The organism is Burkholderiaceae bacterium, from assembly GCA_024235995.1.
Classification (GTDB): Bacteria; Pseudomonadota; Gammaproteobacteria; order Burkholderiales; family Burkholderiaceae_C; genus Ottowia.
Genome location: JACKLI010000001.1, coordinates 3,368,491 through 3,384,279, shown reverse-complemented (window position 1 = coordinate 3,384,279; position 15,789 = coordinate 3,368,491). Strand labels below are relative to the sequence as shown.

The window sequence follows — 15,789 nt, the reverse complement described above, 5'->3', positions numbered from 1 at the left end:
GCTCGGCCGCTGCCCCAATGGGTGCGGCCTTGCCCTTAACGTGGGGCCGCCCGCTGGGATGACAAGGCCGGCTCGACGGCGCGCCCCCGGCCCGAGCGGTGGCCTACCATCGGCGCCAACCATGCCCCACGCACCCCCTCTTGCCGACCCCGCCGCGCTGGATCGCGCCATGGACGCCTTTGCCGCCAGCGCACCGGCGCTGCCGCTGGCCGTGGCCTTCAGCGGCGGCGCCGACTCCACCGCGCTGCTGCTGGCTTGCGCCGAGCGCTGGCCGGGCCAGGTGCAGGCCTGGCACGTGCACCACGGGCTGCAGGCGGCGGCCGATGGCTTCGAGCGGCACTGCGCGGCCCTGTGCGCCCGCCTGCGGGTACCGCTGCGCGTGCAGCGGGTGGACGCGCGCGCCGCGCCGGGCCAAAGCCCCGAGGCCGTGGCGCGCGCCCGTCGTTACGAGGCTTTTGATGCTTTGGCCCGCCCCGAACATACGCAATCAGCTATCAAAACAGTAGTCATCGCGCAACACGCCGACGATCAGGCCGAGACGGTGCTGCTGGCCCTCTCGCGCGGCGCCGGCCTGCCCGGGCTGGCCGCCATGCCGGCGCATTGGCGGCGCGGCGGCCTGGCCTACGCCCGGCCCCTGCTGGGCGTGCCCGCGCCGGCCATCCGCGCCTGGCTGCGCGCGCGCGGTGAGGGCTGGATTGAAGACCCCAGCAACGCCGACGAGCGCTACACGCGCAACCGCATCCGTGCCCGCCTGCTGCCGGTGCTGCAGGAGCTGTTTCCGGCGTTTCGCGCCACCTTCGCCCGCAGCGCCGCGCACGCCGCGCAGGCGCAGGACGTCCTGGCCGAGGTGGCCGCGCAAGACCTGGCGGCCTGCGGCCAGCCGCCGCGCCTGGCGGCGCTGCGCCAGCTGGGCCCGGCGCGGCGCGCCAACGCGCTGCGCCACTGGCTGCTGGCGGCGCATGGCCAGACCCCGACCCAGGCGCAGCTGGCGGCGCTGCAGGCGCAGATCGAGGCCTGCGCCACGCGTGGCCACCGCATCGATCTGAAGCTGGGCCAGGGCCGGGTGCGGCGCGTGGGCGAGGTGCTGCAGTGGCAGGCCGGACCCGCGGGCGCCGCCGGGGCATCGGCGCGCCGCTAAAATCGAAGGTTTGCCGCGTGGGCGCGCGGCGCGGCTTTTTATCCAACCTTTCAAATCATGGCTTTGATCGTCCAGAAATACGGCGGCACCTCGATGGGCTCGACCGAGCGCATCGCGCAGGTCGCCAAGCGCGTGGCCAAGTGGGCACGCGCCGGCCACCAGGTGGTGGTGGTGCCCAGCGCAATGAGCGGCGAGACCAACCGCCTGCTCGGCCTGGCCAAGGAGCTGGCGCCCAGCCACATCACGCGCGACTACTTTCGCGAGCTGGACATGCTGGCCTCCACCGGCGAGCAGGTGTCGGTGGGCCTGCTGTCGATCGCGCTGCAGGCCGAGGGCCAGCCCGCCGTCAGTTACACCGGCTGGCAGGTGCCGATCCGCACCACCAGCGCTTACACCAAGGCGCGCATCGAAAGCATCGACGACCGCAAGGTGCGCGCCGACCTGGGCGCCGGCAAGGTGGTCATCATCACCGGCTTTCAGGGCATCGACGAGGCCGGCAACATCACCACGCTGGGGCGCGGCGGCTCCGACACCTCGGCGGTGGCGGTGGCGGCGGCGCTCAAGGCGGACGAGTGCCTGATCTTCACCGACGTGGACGGCATCTACACCACCGACCCGCGCGTGGTGCCCGAGGCGCGGCGCATGGCCTCCATCAGCTTCGAGGAAATGCTGGAGATGGCCAGCCTGGGCAGCAAGGTGCTGCAGATCCGCTCGGTCGAATTCGCCGGCAAGTACCGCGTGCCGGTGCGCGTGCTCTCCAGCTTCACGCCCTGGGACATCGACGTGGCCCAGGAGGCCCAATCCGGAACGCTCATCACCTTCGAGGAAGACGAAAAAATGGAACACGCCGTCGTATCGGGCATTGCCTTCAACCGTGACGAGGCCAAGATTTCCGTGTTCGGCGTGCCCGACCGGCCGGGCATCGCCTACCAGATCCTGGGCGCCGTGGCCGACGCCAACGTCGAGGTCGACGTCATCATCCAGAACGTCAGCAAGGACGGCAAGACCGACTTCAGCTTCACCGTGCCGCACCCCGACCTGGCGCGCACGATGGAGCTGCTCAAGGACAAGGTCGTGCCGCAGCTGGGCGCCGCGGACGTGGTGGGCGATCCGCGCATCTGCAAGGTCAGCATCGTCGGCATCGGCATGCGCAGCCACGCCGGCGTGGCGGCCAAGATGTTCCGCACGCTGAGCGAGGAGGGCATCAACATCCAGATGATCTCCACCAGCGAGATCAAGACCTCGGTGGTCATCGACGAGAAGTACATGGAGCTGGCCGTGCGCGCCCTGCACCGCGCGTTCGAGCTGGACATGCCGAAGGCGGCCTGAACCAATGGCATAATGCAGGCCTTCGCCTTGAGGGCGCTGGAGACGTGACCGAGTGGCCGAAGGTGCTCCCCTGCTAAGGGAGTATGGGGTGTAGAGCCTCATCAAGGGTTCGAATCCCTTCGTCTCCGCCAGATGCAAGAAAACAAAACGGGCCCTCGGGCCCGTTTTGCTTTGGGCGCCTGGCCGCAGTCAGGCGGCGGGCGGCGCCTCGCTGCTGGCCACGGGGCTGGCGTCGGCCGTGCGGATGTTGGTGGCCAGCAGGCCCTTGGGGCCTTCGTTGACCTCGTAGCTGACGCGTGCGCCTTCCTTCAGGGTCTTGAAGCCCTCCATGGCGATGGCCGAGAAGTGGGCAAAGATGTCGGGCCCGCCACCGTCGGGTTCGATGAAGCCGAAACCCTTCAGGTCATTGAACCATTTCACGCGTCCGTTTGGCATGTCTTGCTCCTCTGCTGCCGCTTATTTCATGTAACGAACGAGTTTGGAACACGCCCGGCGCGCTTGTCAATCATGGTCAATCCCAGTGCACGAGCCGCCCCCGGCCTTGCAAGCGCGCCGGCCATCGCCATCTTGCAGGGGTGCCGTCGGCGCCGGCTCCTGCCGGGCGCGAGGCGCGTCGATAAAATGGATTTCATGGCAATCACGCAACCGATCAAGCCGGCCGGCGTACCCGAGGACGATGGCGCGTCGATCGTGCTCGAGCGCGTGCCGCAGAAGGTCAAGCCGCCGCAGATGCACCAGGTGGTGCTGCTCAACGACGACTACACGCCGATGGAATTCGTCGTGGTGGTGATCCAGGAGTTCTTCAGCAAGGACCGGGAGACGGCCACGCAGATCATGCTCAAGATCCACCTGGAGGGCAAAGGGGTATGCGGCGTGTACACCCACGACGTGGCCGCGACCAAGGTCGACCAGGTGCTGGACGCCGCGCGCCAGGCCGGCCACCCGCTGCAATGCGTGAGCGAGCCGGTGGACTGACGCGGACAGGCGTCGCCTTGGCGTTGAAATATGGGAAAACCTCCCCCATCTTTGCCAGTCAAAGTCTCGAGAACGTCGTAAGCTTGAGGCGCTAAAGGAAACACACCATGATTGCCCAGGAACTGGAAGTCAGCCTCCACATGGCCTTTGTCGAGGCGCGCCAGCAGCGCCACGAGTTCATCACGGTCGAGCACCTGCTGCTGGCGCTGCTGGACAACCCCAGCGCCGCCGAGGTGCTGCGCGCCTGCTCGGCCAACATCGACGACCTGCGCAAGTCGCTGGCCGGCTTCATCAAGGACAACACGCCGCAGGTGGCGGGCATGGACGAGGTGGACACCCAGCCCACGCTGGGCTTTCAGCGCGTGATCCAGCGCGCCATCATGCACGTGCAGTCCACCGGCAACGGCAAGAAGGAGGTGACCGGCGCCAACGTGCTGGTGGCCATCTTCGGCGAGAAGGATTCGCACGCCGTGTACTACCTGCATCAGCAGGGCGTGACGCGCCTGGACGTGGTCAACTTCATCGCCCACGGCATCCGCAAGAGCGACCCGCCCGAGGCCGGCAAGCCGGCCGAAGGCCAGCCCGGCGCCAGCGAGGCGGAAGAAGCGGCCAGCGAGAAGAGCGAGAAGGCCTCGCCGCTGGAGCAGTACACGCAAAACCTCAACCAGCTGGCCAAGGACGGCAAGATCGACCCGCTGATCGGGCGCGACTACGAGGTCGAGCGCACCATCCAGATCCTGTGCCGCCGGCGCAAGAACAACCCGCTGCTGGTGGGCGAGGCCGGCGTGGGCAAGACGGCCATTGCCGAGGGCCTGGCCTGGCGCATCACTGAGGGCACGGTGCCCGAGATCCTGGCCGAGGCCAACGTCTACGCGCTGGACATGGGCGCGCTGCTGGCGGGCACCAAGTACCGCGGCGACTTCGAGCAGCGCCTGAAGGGCGTGCTCAAGAGCCTGAAGGACAAGCCGCACGCCATCCTGTTCATCGACGAGATCCACACCCTGATCGGCGCAGGCGCCGCATCGGGCGGCACGCTGGACGCCAGCAACCTGCTCAAGCCGGCACTGTCCAGCGGTCAGCTCAAGTGCATCGGCGCGACCACCTACACCGAGTACCGCGGCATCTTCGAGAAGGACGCGGCGCTCTCAAGGCGCTTCCAGAAGGTGGACGTGGTCGAGCCCACGGTGCCCGAGACCATCGAGATCCTCAAGGGCCTCAAGAGTCGCTTCGAGGAGCACCACGCCGTCAAGTACGCCGCCGCCGCGCTGCAGGCCGCGGCCGAGCTGTCGGCCAAGTACATCACCGACCGCCACCTGCCCGACAAGGCCATCGACGTGATCGACGAGGCCGGCGCGGCGCAGCGCATTGCCCTGGCCAGCAAGCGCAAGAAAACCATCGGCAAGCACGAGATCGAGGAGATCGTCGCCAAGATCGCGCGCATTCCGCCGGCCAGCGTCAGCAACGACGACCGCGGCAAGCTGCAGACGCTGGAGCGCGACCTGAAAAGCGTGGTGTTCGGCCAGGACCAGGCGCTGGAGGTGCTGGCCGCCGCCGTCAAGATGGCGCGCTCGGGCCTGGGCAAGGGCGACAAGCCGATCGGCAGCTTCCTGTTCAGCGGCCCCACCGGCGTGGGCAAGACCGAGGCCGCCAAGCAGCTGGCCTACATCATGGGGGTGGAGCTGATCCGCTTCGACATGAGCGAGTACATGGAGCGCCACGCTGTCAGCCGCCTGATCGGCGCGCCTCCGGGCTACGTCGGCTTCGACCAGGGCGGCCTGCTCACCGAGGCCATCAGCAAGAAGCCGCACTGCGTGCTGCTGCTCGACGAGATCGAGAAGGCGCACCCCGACATCTTCAACGTGCTGCTGCAGGTGATGGACCACGGCACGCTGACCGACAACAACGGGCGCAAGGCCGACTTCCGCAACGTCATCATCATCATGACGACCAACGCGGGCGCCGAGACCATGAACAAGGCCACCATCGGCTTCACCAACGCGCGCCAGTCGGGCGACGAGATGGCCGACATCAAGCGCCTGTTCACGCCCGAATTCCGCAACCGGCTGGATGCCATCGTCAGCTTCAAGGCGCTGAACGAGCAGATCATCCTGCGCGTGGTCGACAAGTTCCTGCTGCAGCTGGAGCAGCAGCTGGCCGAGAAGAAGGTCGAGGTCACCTTCACCGACAAGCTGCGCAAGTTTCTGGCCAAGAAGGGGTTCGACCCGCTGATGGGCGCGCGCCCCATGCAGCGCCTGATCCAGGACACCATCCGAAAGGCACTGGCCGACGAGCTGCTGTTCGGCCGCCTGCAGGACGGCGGGCGCCTGACGGTGGACCTGGACGACAAGGACGAGGTGCTGCTGGACATCGTCCCGATGCCTAAGAAGGACCGCGCCAAGTCCGAGCCGGCCGAGCCGGAGGAAGAGCTGGCGGCGGACTGATCCGCCACGCTCGGGCGCCACCACAACCACCCGCTGCGCTGATCCGCAGCGGGTTTTTTTGCGTCAGCGCCGCGCCGCCGCCCAGATGCCGGCGACGATCAGGACGAAGGCCAGGACGTGAAAGGGCTGCGGTGCCTCGCCCAGGAACAGCGCCGACAAAATGGCCGCGAACACCGGCGTGAGGTTGGAGAAAAAGCCCGCCAGCGCCGGCCCCGCGCGCTCCACCCCCAGGCCCCAGCAGCGGTAGGCCAGCACGGCCGGACCGACCGCGACAAAGGCCAGGGCGGCGGCCAGTGGCCAACCCCAGGCGATGTGGGCGTCGGGGCTGAGCGCCCATTCGCTCGCCGCGAACAGGCCCGACCAGCCCAGGCCGAAGACCACCTGCGCCAGCAGCAGGGCAGCCCAGTCGCCGCGCAGCCGCGCCGGCTCGCCCGGGCGCGCCGGCAGCAGCCACGAGTACCAGGCCCAGGCGATCGTGGCCACCACCATGTACAGGTCGCCGGGCACCAACTGCAGCGTGACCAGCTGCTGCCAGCGCCCGCGTGCCAGCACCACCAGCACGCCGGCCATCGACAGCAGCACGCCCGCGACCTGGGCGAGGCTGACCCGCAGGCCGAAGAACAGCCGCCCCAGCGCCAGCATCCACAGCGGCATGCTCGACGCCACCAGGGTCACGTTCAGCGGCGTGGAGGTGCGCAGGGCCAGATACTGCAGCGCGTTGTAGCTGCCCACCCCCAGCAGGCCCAGCAGGGCGTAGCGGCGCCACAGCGGCCACAGCCCGCTGCTGCGGCCCAGCACCCAGGGCGCCAGCGGCAGCAGAATGGCGAAGGCCAGCAGCCAGCGGATGAAGTTGAGCGTGATGGGCGGCACCAGGCCGACCACCGCGCGCCCCACCACGGCATTGCCGGCCCACAGCAGCGTCGAGGTGGTCAGCAGGGCGGCAGTGGAGGCGGTCAGGCGCATGGCGGCGGCACAAGGGGCGGGGGGCTGAACATGGTCGTGCCAGGCCTGCGGCCGAACGGCCGATGGCGCGCGCCGTGGCACCATCGGCGTGAGTCGCGAGCTTAACCTCAGGAGAATGTCCCCATGTCCCTTGCAGTCCAGATTGCCCGCCAGGGCGGCATCGAAGAGATGAAGCTGGTCGACGTCGCCGTGGGCGAACCCGGTCCCGGCGAGGTGCGCATCCGCCACCGGGCCATCGGCCTGAACTTCATCGATGTCTACCAGCGCAGCGGCGTGTACCCGTTGCCCACGCCGCTAACGCTGGGCATGGAGGGCGCGGGCGTGATCGAGGCGGTGGGCGCGGGTGTCACGCACCTGGCGCCAGGCGATCGCGCGGCCTACGCCAGCAACCCGCCCGGCAGCTACAGCGAGGTGCGGGTGCTGCCCGCGCTGGCGGTGTGCAGGCTGCCCGATGCGATCGACTTCGACACCGGCGCCGCCATGATGCTCAAGGGCCTGACGGTGCAGTACCTGCTGCGCCGCACGCTGCCGGCCGAGGGCCTGCAGCCGGGCGACTTCGTGCTGTGGCACGCAGCGGCCGGCGGCGTGGGCCTGATCGCGTGCCAGTGGGCCAAGGCGCTGGGCTACCGCCTGATCGCCACCGCGGGTTCAGAGCAAAAATGTGCTCTGGCCAGCGCCAATGGAGCGCAACATGCTATCAATTACAGAGCTGAGAATTTTGCCGAACGGGTGCGCGACATCACCGGTGGCGCGGGCGTCAAGGTGGTCTACGACTCGGTGGGCAAGGACACCTGGGAGGGCTCGCTGCAGTGCCTGCGCCCCTTCGGCCTGATGGTGAGCTTCGGCAACGCCAGCGGCCCCGTGCCGCCGTTCGCGCCGGCCGTGCTGGCGCCCAAGAGCCTGTACGTCACGCGCGCCACGCTGTTCACCCACATCGCCACGCGCGAGCGCTGCCAGGCCATGGCCGACGATTTGTTCAAGGCCGTCGAGAGCGGCCAGGTCAGGATCCCCATCGACCAGCGCTTTGCGCTGGCCGACGTGCAGGCCGCGCACCGGGCGCTGGAGGCGCGCCAGACTACGGGCTGCAGCATCCTGACCTTGTGAGCGCGGCCATTCACACCATTCGCAAGCCGCGCCGGGCAGCCGGGTGCGCCTGAGCGTCGATGGACGCGCCCAGCCCATCACCGAGGGTCGCGTGATCGCGCTGCGCGGACTGGACCGCGGCTCGCACGTGCTCAAGGCCGAACTGCTGGCGGCCGACGGGCAGGTGATCGCCGCGTCTCCGCCGGTCACGGTTTATCTGTGGCACGCCTCGCGTCGCAACCCGCATCGCGCTCCGTAAGGGCTGTTGCTCAGGCGTTGGCCCGTCCATTCGGATTAGGCCGTTTTGCGCATTGGTGAGCGCGCGGGCCCCTCCTAGACTGCAGGGCTCGTAGGTTCACGTTGCAGGAAGCGAGGCAGGGCCCATGAACATCACCAGACGGCCGAACCGGCGCCTTTGGGCGGGCCTGGCCTCGATGGGGCTGGCAGCCATGCTGTCGTCGGGTGCCGCATGGGCACAGGCCGCAGCGCAGGCGCCCGACGCGGAAGCCGCGGCCACGCGGCAGTCCGAGGCGCGCCTGGCCGACACCGATACCTTGCTGGCGCTGACGGCCGACGGCGCGGCCCTGTATGCCCAGGACGACGTCAAGCTCGACGCCCTTCAGTACTGCAGCCAGGCCGTGGCCCTGGCCGAGGCCGGCGAGTTTCGCCTGAGCATCCGGGCCGCCAGCAAGGCGCTGCACCTGGCCGACGTCCAGCGCGACGACAACCTGCAGGCGCTGGCGCGGCGCGACCTGGCCATCGTCTACAGCTATTCCGGCCAGTACGACAAGGCGATCGACTTCGCCCGCCAGGCGCTCGGCTTCACGGCCAAGAACCCCCAGGCGGTGGCCGGCCCGGCCAACAAGATCATCGGCGACGTGCGTTTGCGGCGCGGCGATGTCACGGGCGCCATCCTCAGCTACCAGGATGCGCTGGCCAACAGCTCGGAACGCTATGCGCCGCTGGTGCGTGCCTCGCTGGCCAACGCCCTGATCGACGACGGGCAGACCGAGCGCGCGCGCCAGTTGCTGGCCGAGATCGCTCCCCCCAAGGACGCTGCCTTGCGTGCCCAGATCGACCGTTCGCAGGCGCGCCTGCTGCTGGCCGAGCACAAGCCCGCCCAGGCGCGGGCCAGCTTTCAGGCGCTGACCGGCAAGTCCTACGGGGTCGACAGCAACTACTTCCAGCTCTGGGCGTGGGACGGCGTGGCGCAGAGCGCCCAGGCCGAGGGGGACCCGGCCGGGGCGCTGGTGGCGATCAACCACGCGCTCGACGGCGTGGACCAGGCGCGCAGCCGCTTTCGCAGCGAGGAGTTCAAGATCGGGCTGTTCTCCGACCTGCAATCGGTGTTCGACCGCGCCATCGGCCTGCACCTGGCCGCGGGGGATGCGCGCGGGGCCTTCGACGTGAGCGAGCGCAGCCGGGCGCGCGCCTTGCTGGATGCGGTGCGGGGGCGCGCGCCGCTGGGGTCGGACGCCGGCAGCACCGTGCGCCTGGACCAGCTGCAGGCGGTCTTGCGGCCGGACGAACGGGTGGTGGAATTTCATGCGCTCAAGGATGCGCTGCAGGTGTGGGTGGTTGGGCCGGAGTCGCTCGAAAGCCGCAGCTATCCGGTGTCGCGCGACGAGTTGACCGAACTGGTCGAGGTGTTTCGCAACGCCGTGGTGCGCGGGCGGCGCACGGCGATCGCCAATGCCGACAAGCTGGGCCAGGCCTTGATCGCGCCGCTGGGGCTGGCCAAGGGCCAGCGGCTCATCATCGTGCCGCATGGGCCGCTGCACTACCTGCCGTTCCAGGCGCTGCGCGTCGATGGCGCCTACCTGATCGAGCGCCATCCGGTTGCCGTTGAGCCGTCGGCCAGCGTCGCGGTGCGCCTGGCGCGGCGCCCGGCCGTGATTCCCAAGGCCCTGACGGCGTTCGGCAACCCGCGCATTGCCGACAAGTACGACCTGCCGGGTGCCGATGCGGAGGTCGATCGGCTGGCGCGGCTGTTCCCGGACAGCCGCGTCTACACCGGCGTGCAGGCCACCAAGACGCAGTTTCGCGAGGCCGCGCGTCGCGCGCCGCTGGTGCACGTGGCCGCGCACGCCGAGGCCGACGAGGTGGATCCGCTGTACTCGCGCATCCTGCTGGCCAACGAGGGCGGCCGCCGCAGCTTTCTCGAGGCGCGCGAAGTGCTCGACATGAAGCTGCCCGACACCGCGCTGGTGACCCTGTCGGCCTGCGAATCGGGCCTGGGGCGCGTGGCCAGCGGGGACGAGGTGCTGGGCTTTCCGCGCGCCTTCCTGTCGGCGGGCAGCGGCTCGCTCATCGCCTCGCTCTGGCCGGTGTCGGACGACGCCACGGAGCTGCTGATGAGCACCCTCTACGGCGCCCTGGCCAAGGGGCAGGACGTGCAGCGGGCCATGCAGGCGGCCCAGATCGCCGTGCTGCGGCAGCCCAAGCTGGCCCACCCCTTCTTCTGGGCTCCGTTCAACCTGATTGGCGACTGGCGCCTCACCGTGGGGGATGAGTCATGAGCATTCGTCCTGCACCGTGGTCCGCTCACACCTTTTCAGCCCATCTTGTGGCCGCGCTGGTCACCGCGTTCGGTCTTGCACAGCCGGCATCGGCCCAGGCGCCAGCCAGCCAGAGCCTGCCGGGCACGGCCGCGCCGGCCGAGACGACGTTCCGCCTGAACGACGTCCGCCTGAAGGGCGTCGCGGCGCTGGACGAGCAGGAACTGCACCAGCTGGCCGCGCCCTACCTGGGGCGTGACGTGAACCTGGCCGAACTGCAGGCGCTGGCCCAGGCCATCACCGCGCAGTACCGCGAGCATGGCTACTTTCTGGCCCAGGCCATCGTTCCGGTGCAGCAGGTGAAGGATGGCGTGGTCGAGATCAGCGTCATCGAGGGCCGGCTGGGCCAGGTGAACGTCACCGTGGCGCCCGACGCGCCCATCACCGCCGAGCGCGTGCGCGCTTTCCTGGCGGCGGTGCCGGTGGGAGAGGCCGTCAATGCGGCCGCCTACGAGCGTGCCATGCTGCTGTTGTCCGACCAGCCCGGCATCAAGGTCACCTCGGGCCTGCAGCAAGGTGTCGCGACCGGCACGGTGGATTTGGCGGTCGAGGTGGTGGCGGCACGCCGCTGGAGCTTCACGGCCGAGGCCGACAACCACGGCACGCTCGAGACCGGGCGCTGGCGCCTGGGCGGCACGGCGCGCTGGAACAGCCCGGCCGGCGTGGGCGACAACCTGGACGCGCGGCTGATGGTGTCCGACCGTGGCCTGACCTTCGGCCGGCTCGGCTATGAGCTGCCGCTGGGGGGCAGCGGCCTGCGCCTGGGCCTGGGCGTGGCGCAGATGCAGTACGACATTGGCGGCGCCTTTGGTCCGCTGGACGCCCACGGCCAGGCCGACGTAGTGGATGCCTCGCTCAACTACCCGGTCATCCGCCAGCGCAACCAGAACCTGATGGCTCGCCTGGTGCTCGAATCCAAGCACCTGAGGGACGATTACCGCGCTGTCGGCGTCAGCCTGGGCAAGCGGGTCAACGACGTGGGGCTGGGCTGGGCCTGGGACCGGCGCGACGACTGGCTGGGCGGGGGCTACTTTGCCAGCAGCGGCACGCTCTACAGCGGGCATCTGCGCATCCAGGACGCGGGAGCCGAAGCAGCCGACCAGGCCGCGGGCGGGCTGCGCACCGCGGGTGGCTTCTCGCGCCTGGTGTTCCAGTTCTCGCGCCTGCAGTCCATCGCGCCGCGCCACACGCTGTACTACTCGATCGGCGGGCAATGGGCCAGCAAGAACCTGGACGCCTCCGAAAAGCTCGCCCTGGGCGGCGCGCGCGCCGTGCGCGCCTACGCGTCCAGCGAGGCCCTGGTCGACCAGGGCTGGATCCAGACCCTCGAATGGCGCTGGTCGGCCATGGACGAGATCACGCCTTACCTGTTCTTCGACGCCGCCCACGGCCGGCAGGCCAAGCGGCCTCTGTCGGAGGCCGACAACGCCATCAGCCTGCGCGGCGCCGGCATCGGCCTGGCCTGGGGCAAGCCGGGGGACTTCAGCCTGAACGCCACGCTGGCCTGGCGCACCGGCACCCGGCGCGGCCTGGCCGATGGCGGTGGCCGCAACCCGCGCTTTTTCATTCAGGCGCAGAAGGCCTTCTAACACGGAGTCCCATGATGACGTCCCTGCCCCCGGCCCGACCGCAACGCGCCTTGCGTCTTCATCCGCTGGCCCTGGCCCTGCTGGCTTGCGGCTTTGCGCTGCCAGGCCTGGCGCAGATGCTGCCGAGCGGCTTCTCGACGCCGACTGGAGGCGTGTCGAGCAGCGTCAACGCGGCCGGCAACGTCATGACCATCGACCAGTCGGTGCAGCGTGGCATTGCCAACTGGGACACCTTCTCGATCGGCTCGGGTGCCACGGTCAACGTACGTCAACCCAACGCGAGTGCCGTGCTGCTCAACCGGGTCACCGGTGAATCCATGTCGAGCATCGACGGCGCCCTCAACGCCAACGGCCACGTCTACCTGATCAACCCGAACGGCATCCTGTTCGGCCAGGGCGCGCGGGTGAGCGTGGGAGGCATCGTCGCTTCCACGCTGGATCTGGCCGGTGCCACCGAGACGGATCGAAACAACGCCTTCCTGGCCGGCGGCGCCATGAAGTTCGCCAATCCGGGGCCAGGCTCGGCGACGGTCATGGTCGATTCCGGGGCGTCCATCACGGCCAATGGCAACGGCGGCAAGGGCGGTGTCGTCGTCCTGATCGGCAATTCGGTGTCCAATGGGGGGGATATCCTGGCTCCGGGTGGAAGCGTGGCCTTGGCGGCCGGGTCGCAGGTCACGCTCGATCCGGTTGGCGATGGCCTGACCACCCTGCGTGTGGATGCCGGGGCGTTGGAAGGAAGACTGGCTGGTCGGGTCGAGAACGTCGGCGACATTCAGGCCGATGGCGGGCGCGTTCTGTTGCTGACGCAGGAGACCTGGGGCCTCATCGTCAACGGCATTTTCCCCGACGGATCGTTTGTTCCCACCGCGGGGCACATCCAGGCGCGGAGTGGCCAGATCGTTCTGGACGCCGGCAGTGGCGGCGTGGAGGTGCGCAGCGGCGCGTTGGACGTTGGTGGCGCCGGGTCGGCCCAGGGCGGCAGCGTCGACATTCGGGGCACCGACGTGAGCCTGACGGGCCAGATCGTCGCCGATTCCGGCCCGGGCGGCGGGCGCGGCGGCCAGGTGCAGGTGCATGCAAGCCACGACCTGACGCTCGACGGCCCGTTGAGCGCCCGCGGGCGAACCGGCGGCGGGCTGATCGAGACCTCGGGCAGTTCCTTCTACATCACCGATCGCTTTGCCGTCGATGCCTCGACGGCGTCTGGTGCGGCCGGCACCTGGATCCTCGATCCGCAGGACGTCGACATCTGGCATGGCAGCGCGCCTCCGTCGCCGTCGGCCAACGCCTTGTACGACAGCACCGTGAGCGCGGCACTGGATACGGGCACCAGCGTCACCGTCACCACGCCCGCCGGGGGCTCGTCGACGGCCGGTGACGTGATGTTTCATGAAGGCGTGGCCATCGCGCGCAACACGCCGGGTGTTCCCGTCACTTTCCAGGTCAACGCGCACCGCAGCATCCGGACCGAGTCGCCGACGGTGACGATCGAGTCGACGCCAGGCGCCGGCGCGCTGAACGTGTTTCTCAACGCCGATGCCGACAACAGCGGTCCCGCGGTCGGCGGGGGGCAGGTCAGTTTCGATGGTTCGATCCTGAGCAACGGCGGCAACATCCGCATGCACGGCAACTGGTCGACCAAGGGTCCGGGCGATGCTGGTGTGCATTTGGCCGATGCGACGCTCGACAGCCGGGCGCGTGCCACGCCGGGGCGCGGCGATGGCAACATCGATCTCGAGGGTCGCACCACCACGCCGGGCGCCAACGGGCTGTCCAGTCAAGCCGGTTTGCAGCTCGACGACGCGCACCTGTCGAGCGGACGTGGGTCGATCACGTTGAGCGGCAGCAGCACCAACAACGACGGGGTTGCTCTGTTTGGAGGCACCACGGTCGACAGCACCACCGGATCGATCCTGGTGCAAGGCGTGGGTGGCACGGTGGATCCCTTGCGGCGCCCGGTTCCGACCGGCAGCGGCGTCCACATGACGACCTCCAGTGTCCGCAGCGCGGGGGGTGACGTTTCCATCCACGGTCGCCTGGACGACAGCGTTCCCAACGTGCAGGGGGCGGGGGTCTTGCTGGACGACGGCCCGATCGACATTGCCGCGGGGCGCGATCTCGACTTGGCCGGCTCGGCCACGCATGGCGCGCCAGGCCTGCTGCTGAACGCAAAAGCCCCGTTGTCGGCCGGCCGCCATGCCACCGTGCGCGCGGGCAACAACGGGACCACCGATGCGATCGTGATCGGCAACGGCGTGACGATCCAGGCTGGGCAGATGCTCGATCTTCGCCCCGGCGAAGTCCTGACCAGTGGCGCGGCCGTCGATCGCGTCGCCGACCCGATCGATCTGGCCAGCCCCGGCGGGCAGGGCTTCGCGCTGTCGGCCGATGAGTTCTCGCGCTTGTCCGCAGGGACCATCGTGGTCGGCAGCAACGACCACCGCGGTGCCATTGCCGTCAACGGCGCCCTGACCTCCTACGATGCGCTGACCTTGCAGAACGGCGGCGCGGGCAGCGCCGGCATCCAGATCAACGCACCCCTGCAGGCGCCGCAACTGGGGCTGGTCAGCGCGGGCACTGTGACACAGGGCGCGTCGGGCGGGATCACCGCGGGCAGCGTCCTGGCCCGCTCCACCGGCGGCGACGTCGACCTGACCCACGCCGACAACAACGCCATGGCCCTGGGCGGGTCCGCTGCTGGCCGCTTCGCCTGGGTCGATCGCAATGACCTCATGCTGGCGCCGGTCACGGTGACGGGCGCGCTTGGCAGTGTCAACGTTGCGCAAGCGCTCGGCGCCAACACGCTGGGAGCCGATCGCGTCTACGTGCAGACCCTGAGTCAAGACCTGACCCTGGCCCTGCCGCTGAGCAGCAACAGCGGCGCCGACCTGGTGGCGGCCAACCGCTTCCAGAACCCGGGCGCCGGCCGCATCGACGGGGCTCCCTGGCGCGTGTGGGCCGATACCTGGGTAGGCGAATCGCGCGGGGGCGTCGCCGGGTCGGGCCTGAGGCCCAATCTTTATGGCTGCAGCTATGGCGGTGGCTGTGGCGTCACGATTTCGCCGGACGAGAACCATTTCGTTTATGTCCAGCGCCCCACCGCCACCGTCCACATCGGCGACGCCAGCCGCCCCGTCGGTGAGCCCAACCCGCCGTTCACCGTCTCGGTTACCGGCCTGCGTCCGGGCGACAGCCCGGACACGGTTCACGGCAGCGCCAGCACATCGGCCACGCAGGCGAGTCCGGCGGGCTCCTATCCGATCTCGGGCTCGTACAGCTCGGACATCGGCTACGTCGTGGCGGTGGTGCCGGGGACGCTCAGCGTGGGCAGCGCGCCGCCGGGGCCGGGTCCTGGGCCCGGACCAGGTCCCAACCCAGGGCCTGGTCCGGGGCCGAATCCAGGCCCAGGTCCAGGCCCTGGGCCAAGCCCAGAGACGGTCGGCGATGCCGTGCCGTCGCTGCCCTCGCTCAGCCTGCCGCGTGACAGCGCCACGTTCGACCAGAATCTGGCTGGCGCACCCATTTGTCTGGCGAGCGAACCGCTGGACGGTCTGCGCGAGGCGGCGAGCAACGAGGTGCTGGAACGCGAATGGGCACGCGTGCGCATCCGCCCCCGCCTGACCAACTGCGTGGCGACGGATCGGCGCAACGATTGTGGCGATTTCTGATCGCCGCGCGTGCAACCCCTTCGGTTTCGCGTTCGCCTGCCG

The 15,789-nt window shown here is 69.4% G+C and carries 11 protein-coding genes and 1 tRNA gene; 10 read left to right on the top strand and 2 right to left on the bottom strand.

All coding sequences use genetic code 11. The features are described from left to right. The first annotated feature begins 121 nt into the window (after positions 1–121). The 3 genes from tilS to H6927_16125 all read left to right on the top strand — a co-directional run bounded on the left by tilS (position 122) and on the right by H6927_16125 (position 2,598). On the top strand, positions 122–1,138 hold the full coding sequence (gene tilS, locus H6927_16135) for a tRNA lysidine(34) synthetase TilS (protein ID MCP5219620.1): 1,017 nt from the start codon (positions 122–124) through the stop codon (positions 1,136–1,138). A 57-nt stretch (positions 1,139–1,195) separates the two neighbouring features. Then, a complete protein-coding gene (locus tag H6927_16130; protein MCP5219619.1) occupies positions 1,196–2,467 on the top strand; it encodes an aspartate kinase in 1,272 nt (423 codons plus the stop codon). A gap of 38 nt (positions 2,468–2,505) precedes the next feature. Continuing rightward, positions 2,506–2,598: transfer RNA gene (locus tag H6927_16125), tRNA-Ser, on the top strand. Positions 2,599–2,656: 58 nt separating this feature from the next. Here the strand turns inward: H6927_16125 and H6927_16120 are convergent. Next, the gene (locus tag H6927_16120) at positions 2,657–2,902 is read right to left on the bottom strand and encodes a cold-shock protein (protein MCP5219618.1); all 246 of its coding nucleotides are present in this window, start codon (positions 2,900–2,902) and stop codon (positions 2,657–2,659) included. A 186-nt stretch (positions 2,903–3,088) separates the two neighbouring features. Between H6927_16120 and clpS the strand changes: the two genes are divergently transcribed. Both clpS and clpA read left to right on the top strand, forming a co-directional pair. Next, positions 3,089–3,442: an ATP-dependent Clp protease adapter ClpS gene (clpS, locus tag H6927_16115; protein MCP5219617.1), complete on the top strand. Its 354-nt coding sequence runs from the start codon at positions 3,089–3,091 to the stop codon at positions 3,440–3,442. Positions 3,443–3,549: 107 nt separating this feature from the next. Then, positions 3,550–5,883: an ATP-dependent Clp protease ATP-binding subunit ClpA gene (clpA, locus tag H6927_16110; GenBank protein ID MCP5219616.1), complete on the top strand. Its 2,334-nt coding sequence runs from the start codon at positions 3,550–3,552 to the stop codon at positions 5,881–5,883. A gap of 63 nt (positions 5,884–5,946) precedes the next feature. Here the strand turns inward: clpA and H6927_16105 are convergent, their stop codons facing one another. Then, entirely contained in the window at positions 5,947–6,846 is a 900-nt protein-coding gene (locus H6927_16105) for a DMT family transporter (protein ID MCP5219615.1), read from the bottom strand. Positions 6,847–6,969: 123 nt separating this feature from the next. Here H6927_16105 and H6927_16100 point away from each other — a divergent pair, with 123 nt between their 5' ends. The 5 genes from H6927_16100 to H6927_16080 all read left to right on the top strand — a co-directional run bounded on the left by H6927_16100 (position 6,970) and on the right by H6927_16080 (position 15,747). Then, positions 6,970–7,950, top strand: coding sequence for a quinone oxidoreductase (locus H6927_16100; protein ID MCP5219614.1), 981 nt, complete (start codon positions 6,970–6,972; stop codon positions 7,948–7,950). Positions 7,951–8,041: 91 nt separating this feature from the next. Continuing rightward, a complete protein-coding gene (locus H6927_16095; GenBank protein MCP5219613.1) occupies positions 8,042–8,188 on the top strand; it encodes a hypothetical protein in 147 nt (48 codons plus the stop codon). A 124-nt stretch (positions 8,189–8,312) separates the two neighbouring features. Further along, the gene (locus H6927_16090) at positions 8,313–10,448 is read left to right on the top strand and encodes a CHAT domain-containing protein (protein ID MCP5219612.1); all 2,136 of its coding nucleotides are present in this window, start codon (positions 8,313–8,315) and stop codon (positions 10,446–10,448) included. Then, positions 10,445–12,076 (top strand): ShlB/FhaC/HecB family hemolysin secretion/activation protein, encoded by a 1,632-nt coding sequence (locus tag H6927_16085; GenBank protein ID MCP5219611.1) that lies wholly within the window; start codon positions 10,445–10,447, stop codon positions 12,074–12,076. The genes H6927_16090 and H6927_16085 overlap by 4 nt, the downstream gene beginning before the upstream one ends. A gap of 14 nt (positions 12,077–12,090) precedes the next feature. Continuing rightward, positions 12,091–15,747 (top strand): filamentous hemagglutinin N-terminal domain-containing protein, encoded by a 3,657-nt coding sequence (locus tag H6927_16080; protein MCP5219610.1) that lies wholly within the window; start codon positions 12,091–12,093, stop codon positions 15,745–15,747. The last annotated feature ends 42 nt before the right edge of the window (positions 15,748–15,789 follow it).